We start from the raw sequence: 21,606 nt of genomic DNA, 5'->3' as shown, positions 1-21,606 counted from the left end.
TGACTACACCTCATAGTTAGCTCCAATTCGACTTTGAAGGGCAAACCTCAGCCGGCCACATTCGGCCATTCATTACATGCTGACCAAGCCGAACTGACGTCCGCAATATTGAGCCAACGACGAGTTGCACGTTGTCGCACATCAATGTATGACAACGCAGCTGTAACGCCGTTTAGTGCTGCTGAGTCAACGACTTACGCGGGCTGCCGCTTAGGTGAGAATCCTGGCGCCCCAGCCAAATTAGCTCGCCGGCCGCCCTGCGCAGAGGCAGGCTGGCAGCCAGTCGTCATTGTAATGACGACTGGCGCGGTCGTCCGCCCTTCGGCTGTCGCACAGCGAATGCTCCGAAGTCGATCGTCTTGAGCAGACTCCAATTGACGCCGGGCGGCAGAGGCGCGGTCGCGAACGCCTTGAGCTCTCCATCGGTCATCTGCCCATCGTAGCGCTCATGCACGTCGGTGAGCTCGTGGCCAACCTGCAGGCGCACAGCCCGCGCGGGCAACGCAAGATCACGGTCATTGCGGATCTTGCCGACGCGCAAGCCATGGAAAGTACTGGAGCGCTGCGGATCAGCGCCCGACCGCACATACAGGCGCTTCATGCGCTTCTGTGCCGCGTCGGCGGGATCTTCCGTTCGCATCAGCATTGGGAACACTGGCCCCGCATCTCGAAGCGCCCATTCGATGAAGCCGCACTCTGCAAACAAGTCGTGCAGGACGAACAAGCCGAGCGACTCGCCGGTCTTGAACGGCACCGGCTCCCAGCGCCCGTCCCGCATCTGGTGCGATTGCGGGCGGTACACCCAGACCCCATTGTAGCGCAGAATGTTCTCGCGTCGCATGAAGGCGAGCAGACCCAGCCGCCGTCCAGTAAGTTGGCCGAGGGCCGGCAGCAGGGCATCGGAGAGGATGCCGGAAGCGACTCCCGCGGCGACGACCTTGCCGAACTCGTCTTGGTCGGGTGCGATGCGTGCCTTCGAAGGCGCGGCGCGCTTCGGGATCACGATCCGGCCCTCGAAGGCGACGGGCACCTTGGCGTCGGCGCAGGCCTCGCGCAGGATCGTCTTGATCCGGCTCAGATACGTCTCGCGGATCGATTTTTCCGCTAACCCAGGTCCCTCGGCCTCCTTGTTGGCCGCAACGTACTCGGCGACCCTGGCGAGATCGTAGCCTTCCTGCTTCGAGATGTTGGGTGGCAGCCACGACAGCTCGTTGGCGAAGTGCTGCAGGTCCGTGCGGTCATAGGCGTCGACGGGCTTGTCGCCAACGAGCGCAAGGAACACCGAAGACCGGTGACGCAGGTAGCCGATTTCCGGATGGCGGGGATCACCGTAGGTCTCGATCCGGCCGGCGATGAAGCGCTCGGCAGCCACACTGAACAAGGGACCTTGTGGCCCTTTCTGGCCGCCGATCATCTCCCGGATCGCGGCCAGTTCGACCATGATCGGATCGGGCTTCGGGGGAAGCGTGATCGGTGCAAGCCCCAGCATCCCGCGCGCCGTATTCTCGTCCGCCAGCGCCGCGACGATCGGCACTTCCGGTCTCAGACGTCTTGCGTTGTCGTCGCCTGCGAGACGCTTCACCCCGACCTCCGCCAGGAGGTCGAAGACGCCGTCGATCGCGGCCGGCGCAATTTCGTGCGAGAGCCTGCTCTGTCCGAGGACGCCGAGCCCGAGGAGGGTCGGCAGGGCGAGGGTCAGCCGGTCCTCGACCTGCCGCCTTGCATCGGCAGGCGTCGCATCGTTCATGGGCGTGTTCTCGATCCGTGCGAACTCGATGCGCGCCAAGCCGCCGAGCACGTCGGCCATGCGACGGGCTCGCGAATTCGGCACGCACCCGAGGGTGATCCGAATCGGCGCCAGGGTCAAAGCGGGATCGAGCGCCTTGGGCACCCGGATCTGAAAGACGGAAGTTCGCCCGTTACGGGTCAGGTGGCGGCTTCGCACGCGTGTACAATCCCGTGTACATCGCGGGTGCGAGGCGGCTCACCGGCCGGATCGACGCTCTAGGAAATAATGTGGCGGAGAGGGGGGGACTGTACCCCAGCTCGGACTTTCCCTAGGGAAACGGGGCTCGCGGCGCCCGTTTTCGTGATCCGTGTGTACCACCGCCGTGTATCCCTCGCCAGCACGACGTCCGTCGATCCACCACTGGTGCGAGCCGGAGTGATATCAGCCGACCGGTAGGGGCCGGAGCGTGACTTCGGTGAGCGGGACCTGCTCGGAGCCGTCGCCCTGCTCGCGGCGAAGCCGCCAGAAGGATGGGTCGGGTGGCGTCGGCAGAGCATCGCCTTCCCTCTCTTCGAGACGATCGGCGGCGAGGATCGCGTCGATGCGGACGGCAAGGATCGCGACCCGCTCGCCGAACAGCGTCGACAGCGCGCGCCCGAACGTGTCGAGGTCGCCGTCGCGAGGCAACGGGATCACGCCGTTCGGCACGACGGCAGCCGCGATGGCCGGATAGGGTTCGCCCCCAGCGACGGACAGGAACGTTTGGTCCCGGCGAGGAAGGTCTAGGCGACCGGGCCGCTCCAGCTTCGCCCTCAGCAGGGCCTGCGCCGTTTTGGGAAGTCCGAAGCCTTCCGCGAAGGCGGCGTAGTGGCCGAGCGCGATGCTCCGTCTGATGTACCGGAGGTCCTTCGGGGTCGGATCGACCTCGCCCTCGTCGGGGTCGTCCACCCAGAGGTAAGGGTCCTGAAGCCGGGCGTGGCCCTGCACGGCCCAGCGGGTGGCGATGGCGTAGCGCTTCACCTTGAGCTTGCTGCCGTTCGCCATGATGTCGATGCGGCGGGCCTGCGCCATCGCGGCCGACAACGACGGCATGGGCCCCGACCCGTTATGGGAACCCTTTGCCTCGGCGACGGCGAATGCATTCGCTCCCGCCGCCGTCGCCACGATCCAGTCGGGCAGGTCGCCGGGCAGGTTCTTCCGGACCGTGAAGTGGGGCCATCCGCCCAGGGCCTGGAGATCGGCTCGGATGGGTTCGAAGTAGCGATGACCGCAGTACCGCGTTAGGTAGGCTCGGGCGACGAACCGACCGAACAGGCCCGAGAGAGCCGTCCGCGTCTCCCGGATCTGCCCGAGCTGGGCGACCCAGCGGAACGGGCGAACGTTCGGGACGAGGAGCTGGTCGAGGAAGAGGTCGAACGGAGCGCTGCCGAGCGAGATCTGCACGATCTCGCGGATTGCGGCGTCCGCGATCTCGGTCGTCGTCAGCTGGAGCGGATCCTGGCCGGCGGTCCCTTGTCCGGCGGGGGTGTAACGATGGCGGAAGTTTCTGACAGACACGGCCGGCGCTCGCTGACCCGGTCGCTCCCGACGGCGACCGGCCGACCCATGCTAGCGATCGCTCGTTTCCGTGAGGTTCAACGGTGCGGGAGGGTGGCGGCGACGCAGGCGGGCGGCGAGCTGCCTTCGCCGGGTTCCGGGCGTGCCCGGGGTGGGATAGCCCGCCGCCGGGGGAATGACGCCAGGCCCCGGCCTTTTCCCCCGAATCATCATCGGGCGTGATCGACTCGAACGCCCGCGTGCTGCCGGCGACACCGGGGCAGCCGAGACCACCGTGATCGCGGATCCCCGCTGATCGACCCGGCCAGCGTCATGCCCGCGGCAGCGGTCGAGGCGGTTTGCCCGAAACCGCGGCTGGTCAGCGTTCGTAGGCGGACGTGCGGCACGCACCCTCCGATCCACGGGCGGCGCTGGTGGTACGCCTGGGCGCAGCGCACCCTCCGCCGGTACATCGCACGGCGAGGATTCGCTCCATGGCCGACCTTTCAGATCTCGGACAACTCGCGCCGCCCGCCGGTTCGGCAGGGGACGACGGCGCTCCCGTCCCGGCGGCCGCGGTATCTGCGACGCGTCTGAGCCTGTACGCCCCGCGGCGACGCGGATGGGCGGTTCCCATGGCCGGTCGCATCACGGACGCCGACGTCCTGCGCAACCTCTCCGAGAACGGCGGATGGCTGCATCAGGACGGACGCTTGGTCGCGAACGGGCCCTGCACGGGCTTCCACGCCTTCCTCATCGTGCCCGGGATGACTCACGTCGTGGTGGCCCAGGTCCAGGCTGTCGCGGCGATCACGACCGAGGCGGAGAAGCTTGGCAGGGCCCCCGCCGGCGGGCGCATGGACGAGGACAGCAAGCCGCACGACCGCTGGAGCGATCCCGACGACCCTTCCTGGGGACGTCCGAACCGGGAAGCCGGGAGGGCGATCCGAGAGGCCGGTTGGGTCAGGCTCACGATGAGGAGGGATCGGGGCGCGAAAGAGATCATCGTCGGCCCGGACGATCACGCCTCGCCGATCAAGGACCACCTGCTCGCGCTAGCGAAGAAGCTCGGTCGTCGGATCGTCTCGGTCGATCCGGAGGGCGGCCCCGTCACCCTTTTCAACCCCGCCGCCGAGGGGATCGAACCGAAACCGGATCATGACGAGATCGCCGATCACCCTTTGCTGAGCCTGATCCCAGGCTTCAAGTCCTACGACTTCGACACGGGGGAGATCGAGATTGAGGGCCGGGGGCGTGTGGTGATGGGGGCTCCCGTCCATCCCGCCTTCGACGATCGGGGTGGGAAGGCGGAAGAGCCCGACGACGTGGACGGTCCGTCCCACGGCTTCTGAAGGCGGCCAAGCCAGGCGCGGGGTCGTGAACCGGCAAGAAGCCCGGCGACGACATACGCCGTGCTCGGGTCGAGCCCGCAAAGAGCGCCGATCATAGGGCTAGACGAAAGCTTAACCGTTGTCGCACCCCGAGGGATCCGGGGCGGCCCAGGATCGCCCGCCGTCAAGGTTTCGTAACAGGAGGTGCCTTCCTTGATCGCGAGAGACGTCGCGGTCGAGGAGGGCGGGAAATGGTTCGGGCAGCAAACGCCACGAGCACGCCATGACCCTCCCGCGGCATCTCCCCCGGCCGGCCCTCCCTCGTTCCTGGGTCGACCCCGAGGACACGGCCGCGGACCGTTGGTTTGCGGTCACGGAGCTCGACCTCGTCACGCCTCCGTCCGGTCCACCGTCGCCGGTAGCCGCGGAATGGCTGGGGCGCGCGACAAGTCTGAGCGCAAGAGCGAAGACGCTGATCGCGCAAACGGACGAGGGCGCAGCGGAACGCGCGATGAGCCTCCACCTGAAGGCGGCGAGGCTGCGGCGCGAGGCGGGCGACTGGGCGGCTTGTGCCGAGAACTATCGAGCGCTGGTCGAGCATCATCTCGGGTGTCGCGATACCGCGCGCGCGGCCGCCTACGCGGAAAAGCTGGTGTTCGTCACCGAGCGGTCGTCCGACCCCGCCTATCGCATGGACGTCCTTCTCCTCGCCGGAACGGCTTATGCCGAGGCCGGCCTCGTCGCCCGGGCCGCGGGCGTCGCGGCGAAGGCCGCCGCGGTCATGGCGACGTCCCGGGTCGCGCATGGTCAGGAGCGCTTGTCGACCCTGTTCGGGCGGATCGGCGAAGTCGCCGCTGCGGCTCCGCCCACGGGCCGGACCGCGGCGTGCCGGTGCCGCGGAACCGGGCGCTGCATCGCTTGCCAGGACGGCGGCGACGCGAAACCGGCCGAGTTTCAGGTCCGGATCCCTCTCACGCCCCTCGATCGGAACGGATCGCCCAGGAACTCGTGGCAGCGCGCCGAGCTTTCGGGCATCGAGATGATGATGGAGCGGCCTGGTCCGGAGGGCGAATGCCTGAGCTGGGTCGGTTTCAGGGTCGAGGGCGGTCGCCACAGCATCGTCACGCTGCCCAACTGGGGTGGCAGGGCCATGCGGGCCGCGCGGGCGATGTCGGCGGTATCCCGTGCCGACCGGGCCGGGACCGAAGGTCCCTCCGCCGCCGTGCTGCAGGTCACCTGCGGCTTGGAGGCGTTCATCAACGCGGTCGGCTACTTCCTGGCTCAATCCGGCCGGTTGCGCTGGCAGGATCGGTTCCCATCCTACGTCTACAAGCCCGACCGCCGCAAGTTTCACTACAAGTCCCTCCATGAACGTTGGAGGGTCGTCGGACGGGGCATGTTCGGCCCGAAATGGGAGGGGCGGCGCCTGCACGACTTGAACAGGCTCGTCGGCCTCCGCCACGCCCTCGTCCACGTCAGGGGCGACGAGGAGCAGATCTTCCCCGTCCCGTCGTCGCCGTCCCGGATCCTGGCCGAGTTCGAAGACGTCGCGAAGCCACGCGCCGGGCCAGGGCCCTGGCCCGACCGGGTCCTGACCCCGGAGCTCGCGGAATGGTCGGTCGAACTCGGGGAGGGGCTGATCGCATCTTTCCGGGACGCCTGGCATGCCCTGCGCTGGGAGTACGATGACGCAAACCTTGAGAGGAATCGCGAGGAAGAGGAGATCCTCGTTCGAGAGGCCGATGGGGGGCTCGCCGCTGGCTAGGCCAGCCGGCGTCCGCGGCGTTCGACACCATGGATACAGGGGGGGCCGGGACTTGTCGTCCCGACGCGGTCGGATCGCGGCGCAGGGTCCACTTCGTCCGTTCCGACGCCGGACACACGCCGGCAACTCCGGAACACCCGCCACGTCCTTGCCGGCAGGCCGCGACCGCGTCGGGCTTTCCCCGATGTCGCGGTGGGCCGCTACCTTGGCCGTACCCGTTGCCGGGTCCATACCGTCGGGGCGGTGGCGTGCGTACGGGATCGGTATGGCTTATCCAGGGCAGGAGGCGCCGGGGGAGGAAGATGACGAAACCGGGTGGACGTCCGAAACTGTCCTACGAGGGCGAGTATGGCTTCGCGCAATCCTGGCAGGTCATACGAGAATGGTCGCGCGACGACACCTACCCGTGGATGAAGCTGAAGGCGCTCGAATATCTACTGCCTCGGGCTGCGTTCTGGGTCTCGATCGCCGTCCTCGGATCGCACTGGTACTGGGCGGAGGCATCCCGCTGCGGGGTCAACTTCCAGCGCGGCGGGGCAGTGATCACGGTAGCCGCAGCGCTGGCATACGCAACGCTCGAATGGCACGATCCCGGTACCGCCCATCTCAGCGGGGCGCGCGCGCCGGTCTGGTCCTTCTTCAAACCGGCCTTCGTCCTACCCGTCCTCGCCGCCCTGGGAACGGCCGTCTGGGGATATGGCGACCTCCTGCCCACCCTCCAGACGATCGGCTGCTCCGGTAGCTAGGCGTCGCGCGTCAAGGCCGCGCCCCTCTCCGATGCGTCATCGACCTGACGCAGGCGGGAGCGGTGACTTGCCATGCCCGCCGAGCGAACTCGTTCCAAGCACGGCTCCCGTGTCGCTCAGGCCCAGCACCTCAGGTGGGAACCGCTCGCCCTGCACCCCGATGCGAGCGAACCCGGCCTGGATCTCGGCCATCTCGGCGTCGGTCAGGCGCAGGGTCGCCGCCCCCAGGTTCTCTTTTTGGTGGTCGAGCCGCGTCGTGCCAGGGACCGGCACGATCCAAATGAGGGGCTGCACAAAAGCCGATATTGCGTTTTACGTCCGTCTTTTTATTATCAGGCTACTGTTTTTGCTGAACCGGAGCAGCTGTAGTAGCGCCGGGCTGCGCCGAAGAATTTGAACTATTTGTATAGGCGGCGTTATAATTTCTAATCCAGATCTCGACCTTTTGCGCCAAATCGATTTCAGCGCTACTCGGCTGATCGTCCTTCACCGTTACGCATGGCATTCGGATGATGGCGATACTCATGTCTCTGTATAGCCCATCGAGCGCAATCAATGTAAAATTTGCCTGACTCCAAACATCCTGAGGTTTAAAGTAAGCAATTCCAGCAGCCGTCGCAGTTCCAACCGCGGGAGCTAAAATTGCCAGAACCTTGAGTGTATTTTTGGACTTAGAACCCTGGAAGATATCTGCAGTACTGATACCAATCAAGACCGTAGAAATAAGACCAAGCATAATTGAAATCATAGTGGCGAGCGTCAAATTTTTCCTGGCATCAGAGCGCTCGATGCGTGACTTGCTCCTAGCGATGTCAATGCTCGCGCTAAGTTCCAAAAAACTTTCTTCAGATAGAGTGGGCTTTCTTGCATTTGCATCCCTCCGGATGCATTTTTCTACCCAACCGATCAATGCCTGATTATCGACGCTGTATCTCTCGCCGTTATATTGGAAATTTTCCATTTTATCTACCGCGAACGCTGGCACAGCGGCACATAAGTACAATAGCAAAATTTTCGATGGCTGGGCCGCGCACCTTATGCAAATATTGGCAAAAAAAATGCGGGGCGTATATGCGCTCCTGAACAGCTTTTGAGATCTATGGAGCATGCCTGTATTCCCCGGTGGCTAAGACTGTCTTGCCGTCGATTGTTACTTCAATCTGTCCTGCGCGTCCTTCTTTCCCGGCTTCAGCAGTCCGTCCTTGCGTCCCAGAAGCACCTATTGCTCCTGCGCCTCTGCCTCCTCCGCTGCAAAGGCCTCTAGTCTCGCCGGGTGGGCCGCCTATACCCGGAGTTCCAGGCAGCCCCGGCGAACCAGCGCCGCCACCTACTCCACCTTTCGAAACGATCGAAATCGTCGAGCCCGGGGCAACCGATTTAAGCCTCACAATAACGGGGCCTCCATCTCCGCCGTTGCCTCCCCGCCCGGCATCTCCTCCGTTACCTCCGTTGCCGCCGCCGCCTCCATTGCCCGGCCCGCTTCTACAGTCGAAGACACCAGTTATAGCCGAGCTCCCGCGGCCACCTGCGCCGCCAATGCCTCCGCGACCACCAGAGCCTCCATTGCCTCCATTTGCTCCGGAGTTATCGATCACAAGGTGCCCAACGAAACTGTCGCCCTCAATTTGGATTGAGTTTGCAGAGTCTCCTGACCTCCCTTCCCCCCCTTGTTGTCCAGCACTCCCGTCTGCGCCGCGACCGCCAGCACCATTATCGCCGTTGCGACCGTTGCTGCCATCCTGGCCTTTGGCGCCATCTTCGGCTCTGAATACTCGCGAAAATGATCTAATTGTTGAAGAATTAGCTACAATATCGCTTGCTGTGGCCTTAAAGGATGCACCATCAGTGACGAGGTTCGCGGGTAATTCTACAATTTGTCTCTTGATGCCTCCTTGGCCTGTTGCACATTGGTTATATAAATCAAGAGCCTGGATCTGCTGTTTTGGAGGAATAACTGACAGGAAATCCCCGAGCGTTATAACGGACGGGCCATTTGCTGACCGCTCTTTATATAAAGTGGAAAAGCTATCGATAATCTCCGGCGCCACATTCATTTTCGCACCAGCGGCGCAGAGAGCCAATTTGTCCCGGAAATTTTCTTCAGTTTGAGCGGATGCTGAAGAGTGAAAAGCCCACAGCGAAAGCATACTTAGATAAAAATAGAGATGCTGGCTCTTTCTCACTGCGATATTCCAATCAAGCATTTTCGCTAAGCACGCGAGGCTTTACCACAGACGGCCGCTCACGACCAGCGACGATAACTCTGCATCCATTGTGGCGATTTTGAAAGCAGACATCTACCTTGAGACCATCGAAGGCTGCTCAGAACATCTGCGGGCGTTCCGTCGGCCCAGATTGGGTCGAAAGCGGTTGTCGCGGCGACGTCGGCTTTGATGCGTTTGTCGCTCGCTAGAGCTGTTCCCGGCGGTGTTGCGACGGGACGGCGGCTGGGGCGTTGACTGGTGAAGGAGCCAGCGATGCCTTCACCGTTGTCTGTCGATCTGCGCGAACGCGTCGTAGGGGCCGTGGCCGGGGGCGCTTCCTTCCATCGGGCGGCGGCGCGGTTCGGGGTGAGCGTGTCGAGCGCCAGCCGCTGGTCTCATCGTTTTGCGCAGCAGTGTCAGTTCGTCCCCAAACCGACCCACGGCGGCGACAGCCTGCCGGCGATCGAGGCGCATGCGGATCTGATCCTCTCCCTCGATGAGGCGCAGCCCGAACTCTTCCTGCGCGAGTTGCGCGACAGGCTGGCCGCGCAGGGCGTGCAGACCAGCAGTAAAAACCCTACAGGTCCGTGCAAGTACCGTGTCCCGAGGTCGATCCCTTAAGGGGAGAGTATTGGGAAGTCACGAAGCGGGTGACGCGAGGGGGAGGCTTCGGCCTCCCCTTTCTGCATCCGGGGTCATGCGATCGAGCAGCCCACCTCCGACATCCGAGCCGGTGCAATCCCATTCCGGCATTCGCCCCTCTCGTGAACGCCTTGCGTCGTGGCTGCGCGCTCAGCCGGCCTTGCGGGTGTAACCGTCCCTTTCCCCCGGCTCGAAGTAGTGGCCGAAGTTCACCCGCACCTCCATCTTCTTGCGCAGCGTCGCCGGCGTCAGGGGCTCCTGGTTCAGGGCGGCCCCCCGCAGCGTCCGCCGCTTGATCCGCGGCAGGATCTCCTCCGGCGTCATCGCCCCCTGGGCCGGCAGGATTTCCCAGACCTCCTGCATCACCCTGTCCCAGAATTCCTCGGAGCGAACCCGCTCCAGCCGGTTCTCCAGCCGCTGGACGCGCTCGCGCAAGCGGGCCGCCTCCGCGTCCGCCATGTCGAGCCGCCCCAGGGCTTCCTCCAGGAGATCGTCGCCGGCCCGGGCCCGCGCCTCCAGGTTCCCTCGCTCGACCAGCAAGGCCTCGGCCGCCTCCGCCTGCGCGGCCGCCCACATCTCGGCCGCCGCTTTGCCCAGGACCCCCTGCAGGCGCTCCGGCAGCCCCGCCGGCACCAGGCGTGGCCTATAGGCCTGCTCCGCCTTCCAGTCCCTGAGAAGCGGCCCCACGTCACGGAACGAGCCCCCGCGCGCCGGACCCGCCTTCAGCGCGGCGATCACCGTCCGCAGCGACACCCGTCCGCCTGCCGCCAGCACCTTCCTGGCCGCCCAATCGACCTGCTCCCGCGTCGGCATCCGGCACTTCCTGGGGATAAGGCCGACACCCTCGCCCGGGCACGGTTAAGGAAACCCATCTTTCACGGTAGCGGTCAGACGGTAGCGCTACCGCTACCTGCTCCCGTCCGAGTCGCGCGCGGATCCCCGTGCGACCGCTCCCGACGCGAGCCCACCCCTTCGAGAAGGTCCTCCGATGAAACGCGCGTGTCCGCCCCGACCCCGCTGATACCCGGAGCGCTCGACCGCGAGACCGCGAGCCTCCCAACCCGGAGGCTCCCATGCCCAAGACCCACTTCGTCGCCGACACGCACTGGGCCCACCAGGCCGTGCTGGGCCTGCGCCTCGGCCTGAACCGCCCCTTCGCCACGATCGAGGAGCACGACGAGGCCCTCATCGCGAACTGGAACGCCGCCGTCGGCCGCGAGGACACGGTCTGGCATCTCGGCGACTTCTGCTACCGCTGCCCCGAGCCCAGGGCCCGGGAGATCTTCGCCCGCCTCAACGGCCGCCGGCGGTTCCTCGTCCGAGGCAACCACGACAAGATCGGGTCGCGCCTGCCCTGGGACGGGGTCGTCGACGTCGCCCGCGTGCTCGTCCCGCTACCCGACGGCACCGTGCAGGGCATCTGGTGCAGCCACTACGCCCACCGCGTCTGGCCCGGCCAGCACCGCGGCGACCTGCACCTCTACGGCCACTCGCACGGCAGCCTGCCGGGCACCGCGACGAGCACGGACGTCGGGGTGGACTGCTTCGATTTCCGACCGGTCACCCTCGCCGAGATCCGCGTCCGCCTCGCCAAGAACGCCGCCCGCGAAGGAGGCGCGTGATGACCGCATCGCCCGCCCGCCGGCTCTGGGTCTTCAGCGACCTGCACCAGGACTGGCCCGAGAACGCCTGGGACCCGGCCGCGCACGCGCCGCCGGGCGGCTTCGACGTGGCGGTCGTCGCGGGCGACGTGCACATGCCGCTCACCGAGGCCCTCGGCTGGCTGGGCGAGCGCCTGCCGGGCGTGCCCGTCGTCTATGTGCCGGGCAACCACGACTTCTGGTGGGACCGGGGCGAGGAGCGCTACACCCTCGCCGATCAGACGGCCCGCGGCCGCGAGCTCGCCGCCCGCCACGGCATCCACCTCCTGACGGACGACGCGGTCACGATCGGCGGCACCCGCTTCGCCGGCGGCACACTCTGGACCGATTTTCGCCTCGGCTCGACCAGCCTGACGCAAGGCATGCGCTCCGCACAAGGACGCGAGGGCATGATCGACTACCGCCGCATCCGCACGGGGGCGCGCTCGCGCGACCGCATCGAGCCGGAGGACATCCTCGCGCTGCACCGACGCACCCGCGCCTTCCTCGACGCCACCCTGGCCACCCCGCACGACGGCCCGACCGTGGTCGTCACCCATCACGCGCCGCACCCCGGTAGTCTTCCCGACCCGCACGGCCACCTGCGCTGGTGCGACGCCTCCGACCTGCGCGACCTCATCCACGCCCGCTGCCCCGACCTCTGGGTCCACGGCCACGTCCACACGGCCGCCGACTACCGCGCCGGCCGAACCCGCATCGTCTGCAACCCGCGCGGCCACGCCGACGAGGCCACCGGCTTCGATCCTGCCAAGGTGCTCACCCCTTGAATCGCCCGCTTCGACGGCCACCTCGTTTCGAACGCCCGAACCCGCCGACACCGTGAGGTTTGGAATGTTTCAGATTCTCGGCATCGGACGAAGATCGCGACATGATCCACAGCAGCCGCGAAAAGGTCGCGAGGTGTCGGCACTGCGGGCACCCGCACCCTTACACGGAGGTGAGGTTCACCGCGGAGAATGACGAGGGTTGGTGGGAACTCGACTGCCACTCATGCTCGAAGCGCTTCGTGATACCGGTGATCAACCCGAGAGAATCAGGAGCAGGGTACTTCATCGCGGGGCGGCATGACGGTCGATACGAGGGTGACAGGGCAGCCCTAGCCACCGATATCATTCAGCATAATCTGAAGTTGAACGAAATCCGTCACTGCTTCGATTACGATGCCGTGCCGGTCTACGTCTGCGCGGCCACTGGTCAGAACCTTGAACAACCCGCCAAGGCGGCCCTGTTAGCGGAAGCTGGCGGCATCCAGTCCGCCTACGGCGCCGCGATCAACTATGGCCTAGCCGGTCGGGTGCCGCCGTACGAGCATGTCGTCGCCCACGTCGGCGTCCCATGCTCCTGCGGCAACGGTCATCGAGCGACCTTCTACGCAAAGTTCGCCTGGAACGGACAACCCCAGCCCGTCGAGGAGTTCCTCCTCGCCGACGTCACGGGCTCCGACCTGCCCGAGACCGTCGACGGGCTGTTCACGAAGAAGGAGGCGCTGGACATCCTGCACAAGCTCGCGATCCGGTGGCACCTCACCATGGACCGCATCCTCGTGACCGTCCCTTTCGTCGGGCACCAGCACCTCAAACCGGCCCAGAAACTGGATGCCTGGGAGGCGATCCTCTCGATCCTGGATCCGGGGAAATCGGTGTTCGTGACGCGAGGGGCCTCGTTCAACGACTACAGGAAGGTGCTGGCGGAGGTGGAAGGCCTCGATCAGGCCGAGCTCTCAAGATACGGCCTCGGGAACCAGCTCATCGGCGCCAACATCCGCAAGCAGGGCTTCCACGCTAAGGTCTATGCCGGGCTCTCGGAGGCGGGATGCGAGGTGTTCTCGGGGTCGGCGAACCTCGTTACGGGGCCGTCCCTTGAAAACATGAGCTTCCGGGCGCGCTCCATGGCCTCTTTTCAGGCGAAGTACCTCGACCGTTTGAACGTCAAGCTACCTGAGGCAGAGACGCGCTGTCCGTATTTTGCGCTCATCGAGCGTCGACAAGACGGCACGTGGGCCAGCGGTCAGCGTCGGGGGCCGCGCCTCTCCGCCTAAGGGGTGGGACACGGGCCCAAGGCCAGGACCATCCGGCCGAGAGGGGTTGCGCCGGCTCCCTGACGGCTTCGGATCCCCGGTTGCCTCCCCTTGCCGCTGCATCGCTCTTGACGGCGAGCCGGCCTTCCTTGGACGACGGGGACGGAGGCCCCTCTTCTTCGACGCCGTTCGCCGCACGGGGTTCGCTCGCTTGGCCGCAACGGTTCGGGCGCTCGGGGCGATACGACGGGCCGGGACACGGATGATCAACAAGCCCCGTTGCGTGTCGTCGCCAAAGAAATCGCCCGTGACCGGTCGGTAGAGCTTTGACAGGTGATCCGCGCGTCCCTCCCGCGTCGTTAGGTCCAGGACCAGGAGGATGGCGATCGGAACGTTCGTCGTCCCGTACATGCTCGCCTGGTCGCCGTAAGCCGCTTGCAGGGCCTCGAACGACGCGTCCTCGGTCTCCTTCTTGACCTCCGTGATGAAGCGGACGCCCTGCAGGCTGTGCCAGACGTCGGATCGGCCGCCGCCCACGCCCCTGACCTCGTCGAGCGACCCCAGCTTCCTCGTCTGCAGGTGTCGCAGGTAATCCTGTTGCAGGTCCTTCTCGGCCGGATCGTCCCGCCCCGGAATGGCGAACAGGTACTCCACCGTCGGATCCTGCCCGACGGTGGCATCGAGCCGGCTCTCCAGGAACAGGAAGGTCTGCCAGATGACTGCCCTCAGGATGCACTGGACCCGTCGGTCTTCCGCGTAATCCGGTATCTGCGCGAAGGTGAACTCCGTCCGGGCGAGGGCCTCCTCGATCTTCGGGGACATCTCGTTCAGCTCGACGCTGTTCGTGTCGCTCACGAACTGCGCGGCGATGCGCCTGCTGACCTCGTGCGGTATCCGCGCGCCCTCCAGGAAAGCGGCAACCGAGGGGCTCGCGGCTGCCGCGTCATGAGGGTCCGGCGCCGGGACCCCCGTCAGGGCCTCGTCGATCCGTGCGATCAACCTCCGTGCCTCGTCGCCGAGCCGGGCTTCGCCGGCAACGGCAAGCCATCGCCGGAGATGGTGGAGTTGCCCTGCCGTGGTGCGGACGAAGCGTTCGATCCGGGGCCTGACCAGCCATTCGAGGCCTCCGTCCGCGCCCATCCTGAAGATGGAGCGGCTCGCCGAGTAGACCGCCAGAAGCTCCTCTTCGATGACCCTACGAGCCTCGTTCCAGGAGGGCTCCTCCAGGCTCTCCGTGAGTGCCCCGAGACGAAGCGCCAGGGAGGCCCAGGCTGCGACCGCCGTCTTCCGGGCTCCCGACAGGAAGCCGTCTTCGTAGGCTGCGTACTCCGCATGGGCGAACGCCTCCCGCTCGACCTCGCGCAGGCGCTCCCTCAGGCCGGCGGGATGCCCTTCCTCGAAGTCGGCGAGGAGGCCGAGCGACAGCGAGAGCACGTGGGCGTCGGATCGGGCTCCCCTCTCGGAGATCGCACGCTCGAACCGGACGCGGGCGGCCCGGATCCGCTCCCTCGCCGATCCCGGGTCGGCGGCCGCGAAGATCTCCCGCACCTCGATCATGCCGAGCTCGAACGAGGCCTCGTCCGCGGCGCCGTCCACCCTCGCCGCGTCTTCGAGGAAGGCGGTCACGCCGGGACTGGGGGCCTCGGCATGCAACAGGCCGCCGATCCGCGCCGCGTGGGCGATGTACGAGGCCTCGTCATCCGGCTCGATCGCCGCGATCTCGCCGGCCAGCCTCGCCCCCCTGCGGGGATCCGTCCCCTTCATCAGGAGCGCGCCGCGCAGGGCGGCCGTCCGAAGGCTCGCCGGGCGCTCGCGGTCGCGGGCGATGTCGAGCCACGACGCGAAGCAGGTGCGCTCCGCGTCGTCCGCTAGCGGGGCACGCTCCGCGATCGCGTCGACCATGCCGTTCAGGGCCAGGTCGTCGCGCGGGCGGGCCGCCAGGGCGGACACGAACGTCCAGGCCGCGGCATCCTCGCGGTCGGCGCCATCGAGCACGACGGCAAGGAAGTCGGGAGCGAAGGGCGACCCGGACAGCGTCGCGGCCTCGGCGACGACCCCGTCCAGGCCCCCGAAATCGGCGAGCCGCGGTCGACGGCCGGCCGAGAGGAGGTCGGCCATGCCTCGTTCCAGGGCATGCATGGCCGCTACCAGAGATAATCGTCGCCGACCGCGCGCTTCCGATGCCTCTCCGGGATGTGCTCCCGGATGGTCGGGCTCTCGACCGCGGCGACGAACACCTGGAGGTGCCGGAACTCCGCCGGGAGGCCAGCGAGGCCGGCGACCAGCTTGTCGTAGTCCTGAGCCACCATCTCGTTCGCCCCGGGGGAGTCGATCAGCAGGAGGCCGGGATGGCGCCCGACCCCACGACGCTCCGCCACGGTGATGATCGCAAGCGTGGCCGCAATCTTCAATCGCGCCCTCTCGCCGGCCGTCTGGCTCCCGAAGGACGTACGCACCCCGGCCTTGACGAGCCGAAGGGTGGTGTTCCCGGACAGCTTCGTCTCCTCCAGGTTCTCGACGCCGAACAGCACGGCGTATTCGAGGATCAGGCCGGAGACCTCCTTCAGCACGCTCTCCTGAAGAGGCTTGAAGGCGTCCTCGACGACGGCCAGCGCGGCCTCGATGACCGAGCCGTCGTCGTCCTGCCCGGACGAGACCTCGCCCTCCGCGTCCAGCTCCTCCAAGCGCGCCTTGTTCCCGATGAGCTCCGCTTCCAGCTCGGTTCGCCGCGAGGGCGCGGCAAGCCGAGCCTCGATCCCGGCGCAAACCTTCTCGGCGTCCTTGCTCGCCGTCTCGGCGCTCCCCAACGCCTCCCTCGCCAACCGCAGCAGCGTACGCTGGTAGGACAGTTCGCCCGCGGCAAGATCGGCAGCGGCCCGCAACCTCTCCTCGGCCTCGGACGGATCCTGCTCCGGCGCCTCCACGGTGCGGCACACCACGCAGGTTTGCTCGTCCCGCGTGGCCGCGCGCCGATCCTCGGCGAACACCTCGTCGCAGCGCGGGCAGCACACCGGTTCGAGGGCACGGAACACCATGCCGGCGGCGCGGTCGTCGGTGAAGTCTTGCAGGAGCCGCCCCGCGTGCGCCGCCGCCTCGGAGGCCGCTGCGACATCGGCCTCAACCGCGGCGAGCTTCGCCTCCGCCGCCCGACGGCGCGCCTCAAGCTCGGCATACGCCTGGTTGGCGACGGCAAGCGCCGCCCTGTCCGCGGCCGGCGTGTGAAGCGTACGAAGCTCCGCCTCGGCAGCCGCAACGGCTTTCCCCAAGGCCTCGATCCGGTCCTTGCGTCGCTCCGCGACGCCCTTGGCGAAGGCGCGGTTCTGCGTCGCCTGGTTCCGGAGCCGCCCCTTGGCGGCGACGAGGTCGGCATTCGTGCTCGTCCAGGGGATACCCAGGAACATCTGCATCATCCGCGTCGGCAGGGCCGACATCGCGACGGTGCCGAAGAGATATTCCGGATTGGGATCGATCGACATCGCCCCGGCGAAGAACGCCCAGTCGTGGGGCTGGTCCAGGCTCTCGCCGGTCGGCCGGACCGTGTGCGTGACGAGCGGCGAGAGCCCCAGCTGCATCATGAACAGGTCCGACATCGCGGCCTTGAAGCCGTCCTCGGAACCGAAGGTCGCCTGGGCCCGGCGGGCATCGTCGACGCCTCGCCACAGGGTGCCCCTCACCGCGACGGCGTCCGCGATCTCGACCTCGTACAGTTCGTTGTCGAGCGTGAAGGTCAGGCGCACCGCCGCGAACCACTCGGCCATCTCGGCCGGGATCCCGCTCCGCTTGCCGGTCAGGCACCAGCGGATGATCCCGAGCACCGTGGACTTGCCGCGAAGGTTGCGTCCGCTGGTGATGCCCCAGATCCCGGGGCCGATCTCGGGCCAGTTGAACGCGATCGTGCCCGCGGCCTTCCCTCCCTTCTTCTCCCCGGAGAACCGAAGCGAGCGCAGGCAAAGACGCTTGGGAACGGCGAGGCTTCGCGTGATGCCCACCCCGTGGCGCGTCAGCACCGAGCGCGTGTCCTCGACGGAGCGGCCGCATTTCCCCGCGATGGCGGCCAGCAAGGCGTCCGGGCCGTCCTGCGCGCCGTCACCCGACATCATGCCTTCTCCAGGATCGTTTCGAGACGACGGCGGACCCGTCCGGCGGTGGTCGGGATGAGATCGTCGACCTTCGTGTCATGGTACTCCCGCCGCTCATGCTGGCGGGTCTTGAGCGTGAAGCCGCCCCGGCTTCCCGCGACCTTCAGGACCAGCGCGACGCGGTCCTCGTACCAGCCGAGAGGAGGCAACTCGGCAACCATGCGGTCCAGCAACTCCACCGCTCTCGGCGAGACGAGAAACTCGTGGCCCTTGCGGCCCATGGCGGTGACGCGCGAGCGCGGCAGGACCAGACCCCGCGACTTGAGGATACCCAGCACCGTGTCCAGGGGCTCGTAGGCGCCGAAGTAGAACCGCAGCATCGGCACCCGGCGCAGGTCCGGCTCTTCCTGGTCGAAGATCCGACGTGCCTCGTCGAGGTAGGACGGATCGCCCGTCGCCTCGAACAGGGTCAGGAGCTCGTCGGCGAGGTAGTCCGGGTAGCGCATCCAGAAGTCGAGGGCATGGACCCGGCTCTCGCCGGTGAACACGCGGTCGAACCCCTCCACCCCGGCATCGGGGACCGGCCGGCTGCCTCGTGTCAGGATGAACAGGATGCGCAGCGCGTTCCGATGGTAATCCGCCTTCGCCATGGATCCGCTGCTGGCCCGCCCTTCGCCTTTTCTAAAGCTTAGATTGCGCCTGCAGTACGCGCCACCGGGGCGACCGGACGCAGTCCGCGTTTGCCGCGAAATGTGGCGGCTTCCTCCATCGGCCAAGCCAGGCACCGAGCGAGGCAGCCTCAGGAAGGCGAGGATGCAGGTCGCGGGGCAGGCTGGCGCCGAATCGGTCGTATGCGAATTCGGCGCAGGTTCCGGACAGGAGGCGGGGGCGGGTGACGGGCGGCGATACGTGCTTTCCGGAAAGCCGGAGGGCGCGCCACGCCAATGGTTACCTCCCGATTAACCGTATCGCCGTGGTCCCCGCTTTCCACCGCCCAGGGAAATTTCCGCGGCCCGGTGTTGCGCGGCGGTTGACGGGAATTCCACGGGTTCTGTATCCGTTTCCCTGCGCCTCGACGGCGCTCTCAGCGCTCCCGCCACCTGCCGGAGTTCCTACACCGCCCTCGTAGCTGACGCTCGGGCGGTCCCCAGCCCCAGAGGCCTCCCGATGCACCAGCGCACCCCTAAACGGGCGATACGCCGGCGTTCCTGCCCGCCCCCGGCCCCCGTCGGCATAGCCGTCCGGCGCCGCTCTCATCGCATCGACCCGATCCCCTCCGAGGCCTGACCGCCCGCGCTTGCGGCCGGCTGCCTCGCGCATGGAGGCAGCCATGACCACGGACACCCCCAAGCAGCGCCTCGTCGGCCGACGCCGGCCGCCACCCGACATCGATCCCCTCGATCCCCTGGATCCCCTCGACGGGCAGACCTACGCCGCGACGGACGACAGCCTCCTGGCGGCATGCATCGGCGGCCTGCGCCCCGCCCGCCATACGCTCCCGCGGGCGGCGCTCGCCGAGGCGCTCGGCGCGGCCGGCCTCCGCCGCCTGCGCGAGGGCGGCGGCTTCGCGCTCGTCGTCGAGGTGCCCAGCCCAGATTGGGCTACGCACATTGAGGCGGCACTTCGCGAGCTATCCGAATGGGCCTTTATCTGGACCAGAACCGGCGCTTCGAAGAGCCAAGACAAGACGACAGAGGGTAACGACCGGGTCGGAAGGCTCCTGAGCGAGGGCGCGCGCGTCGCAGGGGTAAGCCAGGCGCCGACGCGTTACCTTCCGGCGACGCTCGTCGCCGCGGCCGATCTCTACGTGAGGCTGGGACCGCCCTCGAACCGGGTCCTGGCCGCAGCCATCCGGGAGGCCACGGGCAAGCGGCCCCGGCGCCTGCCTCCGGGCCTCGCCGGCGCGCTCGATTTCGACACGCTGGCGAGCTGCATCAGGGTCGGCAGCACCCCGCGCGCCGTCGTCGCCCGAATCCGGGCCGCCGAAGCGGCGCTCGACCGCACGGACGCGCTCGGCACCGACGTCCCGGCCCTGGAGCAGCTTCACGGCTTCGGAGAGGCGATGGCCCACGCCCAGGCCCTCGTCCGGGCCGTCGACGCATGGAGGCAGAATACCCTCAAGTGGGAGGACGTGCCCAGGGCGCTGATGCTCCATTCGGAACCCGGCCTGGGCAAGACCACGCTCGTGCGGGCGATCGCCAAGGCGGCGCGCCTGCCCCTGGTCACGACCTCTGTCGCCGGCTGGTTCCAGGGCAGCGACGGGTATCTCGGCGGGGCCCTTCGCGCAGCCGAGCAAAGTTTCCAGCGCGCATTCGCGAAGGGACCGGCCATCCTGTTCATCGACGAGACCGAGTCCATCCCAAGTAGAGTCACTCTGGACAATAGAGCTAGAGATTTTTGGCCCCCCATCATCGAATATATGCTAACCGCACTTGAGACGAATTCCTCTCCGTACGCGTCCAAGCTCATCGTCATCGGCGCGACGAACCACCTCGGTGCCCTCGACCCGGCCCTGATCCGGCCAGGCCGACTGCATCCCGTCGTCCGGATCGAGCGGCCCACCGCCGCGGAGCTCGTCGGCATCTTCCGCGAGAAGCTCGGGCCGGACCTCGCGGAGCATGACCTCACCGGGGTCGCGCATCTCGCGGCCGGTGCGACCGGCGCGGACGTGGCGGCCTGGGTGAAGGGAGCGCGCTCCCGGGCCAGGGCGGAGGGGCGGCGGATGATCCTGCCGGACCTCGTCCTTGAGATCGCTCCGCCGGACGACCGAACGCCGGAGGAGGTCCGCGTCTGCGCATGCCATGAGGCGGCGCACGCGGTCGCCGTTCAGGTCCTCGGTGCCGGTGAGGTCCGCTCGGTGACGATCGCCATGGGGCGGGACAGCGCCGGCAGGACCCGGGCGGCCCTCCACCCTCGGACGATCCTGACGCGGGCGCAATCGGAGGCGCTCACGATCGTGGCGCTCGCGGGCCGGGCGATGGATGCCCTCGGCGGCGTACCGAACTCGGGGGCGGGCGGCCCGCACGGGTCCGACCTCTCACGCGCAACCGCGCAGGTGGCGGTGCTGCACGGCGCCCAAGGACTGGGCGAAACCCTGATCCATCGCGGCGGCAGCACCGAGGAGATCGCCCGCGCCCTGCGGGAAGATGCGGCATTCCGCCGCACCGTGGAGCAGGACCTGCAGCGGCTCTACGCGAAGGCGCAGGCCTTCGTGCGGGAACACCGGACCCTCATCGAGGCCGTCGCCGACCGGCTCGTGGAGCAGCGTGTCCTGTCGGGGGAGGAGGTCTCCCGGCTCATCCAGATCCATCAGCGGCGGGGCCTGCCCGCCATCCGGGGAGGCCATGATGCGCGATGACACCGATGCCCGCGTCGGCGAGGTCTTTCGCCGTCTGTCGATCATGCGGCTGGAGCTGGGCGAGACGGCGCTCGACCGGACGCTGCGCGACGTCCTCCAGACGCTCGGCGTCGCGGCCCACCGCGAGGCCGAGCACCGGGCCCGGATCCTCGCGGATCGGCAGGCGCTGCCTCGGTCGTCCATTCGCGTCACGTCCTACGCGGATCGACGGGATCCCGAACCCTGGCCGGAGGACCGCGATGCCTGAGCGATCCTGGCGATCACGAGGGTTCGAAGATGTGGATATTTTCGAGAACAGCAGGGCATGGATCGCCCCAGGAAGAACCCCTATTACCCAACACGCTGAACTAAAATCTGAATCTACTCAAATAGAACCCGAGACCTCGGGGATGAAAATAACTCCACGTGGCAAGCCGTGTCAGCTAGCAAGGGTGGGCCGCACCGAGACATCGGGGACGCGGCCAGGTCAAAAGGAGGCGCGATGAGGAAGTGATCGAACCAGGACGCGGCCGGCAGGCGCGCAAGAAAAAACCCCGTC

General features: G+C 67.1%; 15 protein-coding genes and 1 pseudogene. 9 read left to right on the top strand and 7 right to left on the bottom strand.

What is annotated here, in order from left to right:
- Positions 1 to 286: 286 nt before the first annotated feature.
- Both MFF21_RS11975 and MFF21_RS11970 read right to left on the bottom strand, forming a co-directional pair.
- Positions 287 to 1,807 carry a site-specific integrase gene (locus tag MFF21_RS11975; RefSeq protein ID WP_238311394.1) on the bottom strand — a complete coding sequence of 507 codons (1,521 nt, stop codon included), beginning with the start codon at positions 1,805 to 1,807 and terminating at the stop codon, positions 287 to 289.
- Positions 1,808 to 2,170: 363 nt separating this feature from the next.
- Positions 2,171 to 3,172, bottom strand: a complete 1,002-nt coding sequence (locus MFF21_RS11970; RefSeq protein ID WP_238311393.1) for a hypothetical protein — start codon at positions 3,170 to 3,172, stop codon at positions 2,171 to 2,173.
- 527 nt (positions 3,173 to 3,699) lie between these two features.
- On the opposite strand from MFF21_RS11970, the gene MFF21_RS11965 reads away from it, so the two are divergent.
- The 3 genes from MFF21_RS11965 to MFF21_RS11955 all read left to right on the top strand — a co-directional run bounded on the left by MFF21_RS11965 (position 3,700) and on the right by MFF21_RS11955 (position 7,107).
- Complete coding sequence (locus tag MFF21_RS11965) at positions 3,700 to 4,617, top strand: hypothetical protein (protein WP_238311392.1); 918 nt, start codon at positions 3,700 to 3,702, stop codon at positions 4,615 to 4,617.
- A gap of 490 nt (positions 4,618 to 5,107) precedes the next feature.
- On the top strand, positions 5,108 to 6,361 hold the full coding sequence (locus MFF21_RS11960; protein ID WP_238311391.1) for a hypothetical protein: 1,254 nt from the start codon (positions 5,108 to 5,110) through the stop codon (positions 6,359 to 6,361).
- 302 nt (positions 6,362 to 6,663) lie between these two features.
- Positions 6,664 to 7,107 (top strand): hypothetical protein, encoded by a 444-nt coding sequence (locus tag MFF21_RS11955; RefSeq protein ID WP_238311390.1) that lies wholly within the window; start codon positions 6,664 to 6,666, stop codon positions 7,105 to 7,107.
- 337 nt (positions 7,108 to 7,444) lie between these two features.
- Here the strand turns inward: MFF21_RS11955 and MFF21_RS11950 are convergent, their stop codons facing one another.
- Entirely contained in the window at positions 7,445 to 8,068 is a 624-nt protein-coding gene (locus tag MFF21_RS11950) for a hypothetical protein (RefSeq protein WP_238311389.1), read from the bottom strand.
- A 1,516-nt stretch (positions 8,069 to 9,584) separates the two neighbouring features.
- Between MFF21_RS11950 and MFF21_RS11945 the strand changes: the two are divergent.
- A pseudogene (locus MFF21_RS11945) lies at positions 9,585 to 9,881 on the top strand (helix-turn-helix domain-containing protein); the annotation flags it as partial.
- Positions 9,882 to 10,103: 222 nt separating this feature from the next.
- Here MFF21_RS11945 and MFF21_RS11940 read toward each other — a convergent pair.
- Entirely contained in the window at positions 10,104 to 10,766 is a 663-nt protein-coding gene (locus tag MFF21_RS11940; protein WP_238311388.1) for a DNA-binding protein, read from the bottom strand.
- A 260-nt stretch (positions 10,767 to 11,026) separates the two neighbouring features.
- Between MFF21_RS11940 and MFF21_RS11935 the strand changes: the two genes are divergently transcribed.
- From MFF21_RS11935 to MFF21_RS11925, 3 genes are all read left to right on the top strand, one after another.
- A complete protein-coding gene (locus MFF21_RS11935; protein ID WP_238311387.1) occupies positions 11,027 to 11,575 on the top strand; it encodes a metallophosphoesterase in 549 nt (182 codons plus the stop codon).
- Complete coding sequence (locus MFF21_RS11930) at positions 11,575 to 12,381, top strand: metallophosphoesterase (protein ID WP_238311386.1); 807 nt, start codon at positions 11,575 to 11,577, stop codon at positions 12,379 to 12,381. Before MFF21_RS11935 ends, MFF21_RS11930 begins: the two co-directional genes overlap by 1 nt.
- A 101-nt stretch (positions 12,382 to 12,482) precedes the next feature.
- Positions 12,483 to 13,652 (top strand): phospholipase D-like domain-containing protein, encoded by a 1,170-nt coding sequence (locus MFF21_RS11925; RefSeq protein WP_238311385.1) that lies wholly within the window; start codon positions 12,483 to 12,485, stop codon positions 13,650 to 13,652.
- On the opposite strand, the gene MFF21_RS11920 is transcribed toward MFF21_RS11925, so the two are convergent.
- The 3 genes from MFF21_RS11920 to MFF21_RS11910 are packed head-to-tail and all read right to left on the bottom strand — an operon-like array spanning position 13,548 to position 18,360.
- Positions 13,548 to 15,749 (bottom strand): hypothetical protein, encoded by a 2,202-nt coding sequence (locus MFF21_RS11920; RefSeq protein ID WP_238311384.1) that lies wholly within the window; start codon positions 15,747 to 15,749, stop codon positions 13,548 to 13,550. The two genes, MFF21_RS11925 and MFF21_RS11920, sit on opposite strands and share 105 nt — an antisense overlap.
- Before the next feature lie 26 nt (positions 15,750 to 15,775).
- Positions 15,776 to 17,731 carry a hypothetical protein gene (locus tag MFF21_RS11915; protein ID WP_238311383.1) on the bottom strand — a complete coding sequence of 652 codons (1,956 nt, stop codon included), beginning with the start codon at positions 17,729 to 17,731 and terminating at the stop codon, positions 15,776 to 15,778.
- On the bottom strand, positions 17,728 to 18,360 hold the full coding sequence (locus tag MFF21_RS11910; RefSeq protein WP_238311382.1) for a hypothetical protein: 633 nt from the start codon (positions 18,358 to 18,360) through the stop codon (positions 17,728 to 17,730). Before MFF21_RS11910 ends, MFF21_RS11915 begins: the two co-directional genes overlap by 4 nt.
- A gap of 680 nt (positions 18,361 to 19,040) precedes the next feature.
- Here MFF21_RS11910 and MFF21_RS11905 point away from each other — a divergent pair.
- Positions 19,041 to 21,068, top strand: coding sequence for an AAA family ATPase (locus MFF21_RS11905; protein ID WP_238311381.1), 2,028 nt, complete (start codon positions 19,041 to 19,043; stop codon positions 21,066 to 21,068).
- Positions 21,055 to 21,315 (top strand): hypothetical protein, encoded by a 261-nt coding sequence (locus MFF21_RS11900; protein ID WP_238311380.1) that lies wholly within the window; start codon positions 21,055 to 21,057, stop codon positions 21,313 to 21,315. The genes MFF21_RS11905 and MFF21_RS11900 overlap by 14 nt, the downstream gene beginning before the upstream one ends.
- The last annotated feature ends 291 nt before the right edge of the window (positions 21,316 to 21,606 follow it).

The sequence above is a fragment of the Methylobacterium organophilum genome (genome assembly GCF_022179465.1).
Lineage (GTDB): Bacteria > Pseudomonadota > Alphaproteobacteria > Rhizobiales > Beijerinckiaceae > Methylobacterium > Methylobacterium organophilum.
Note: the sequence above shows the minus strand (reverse complement) of the source record. Positions and strands in the feature narration are given on the sequence as shown.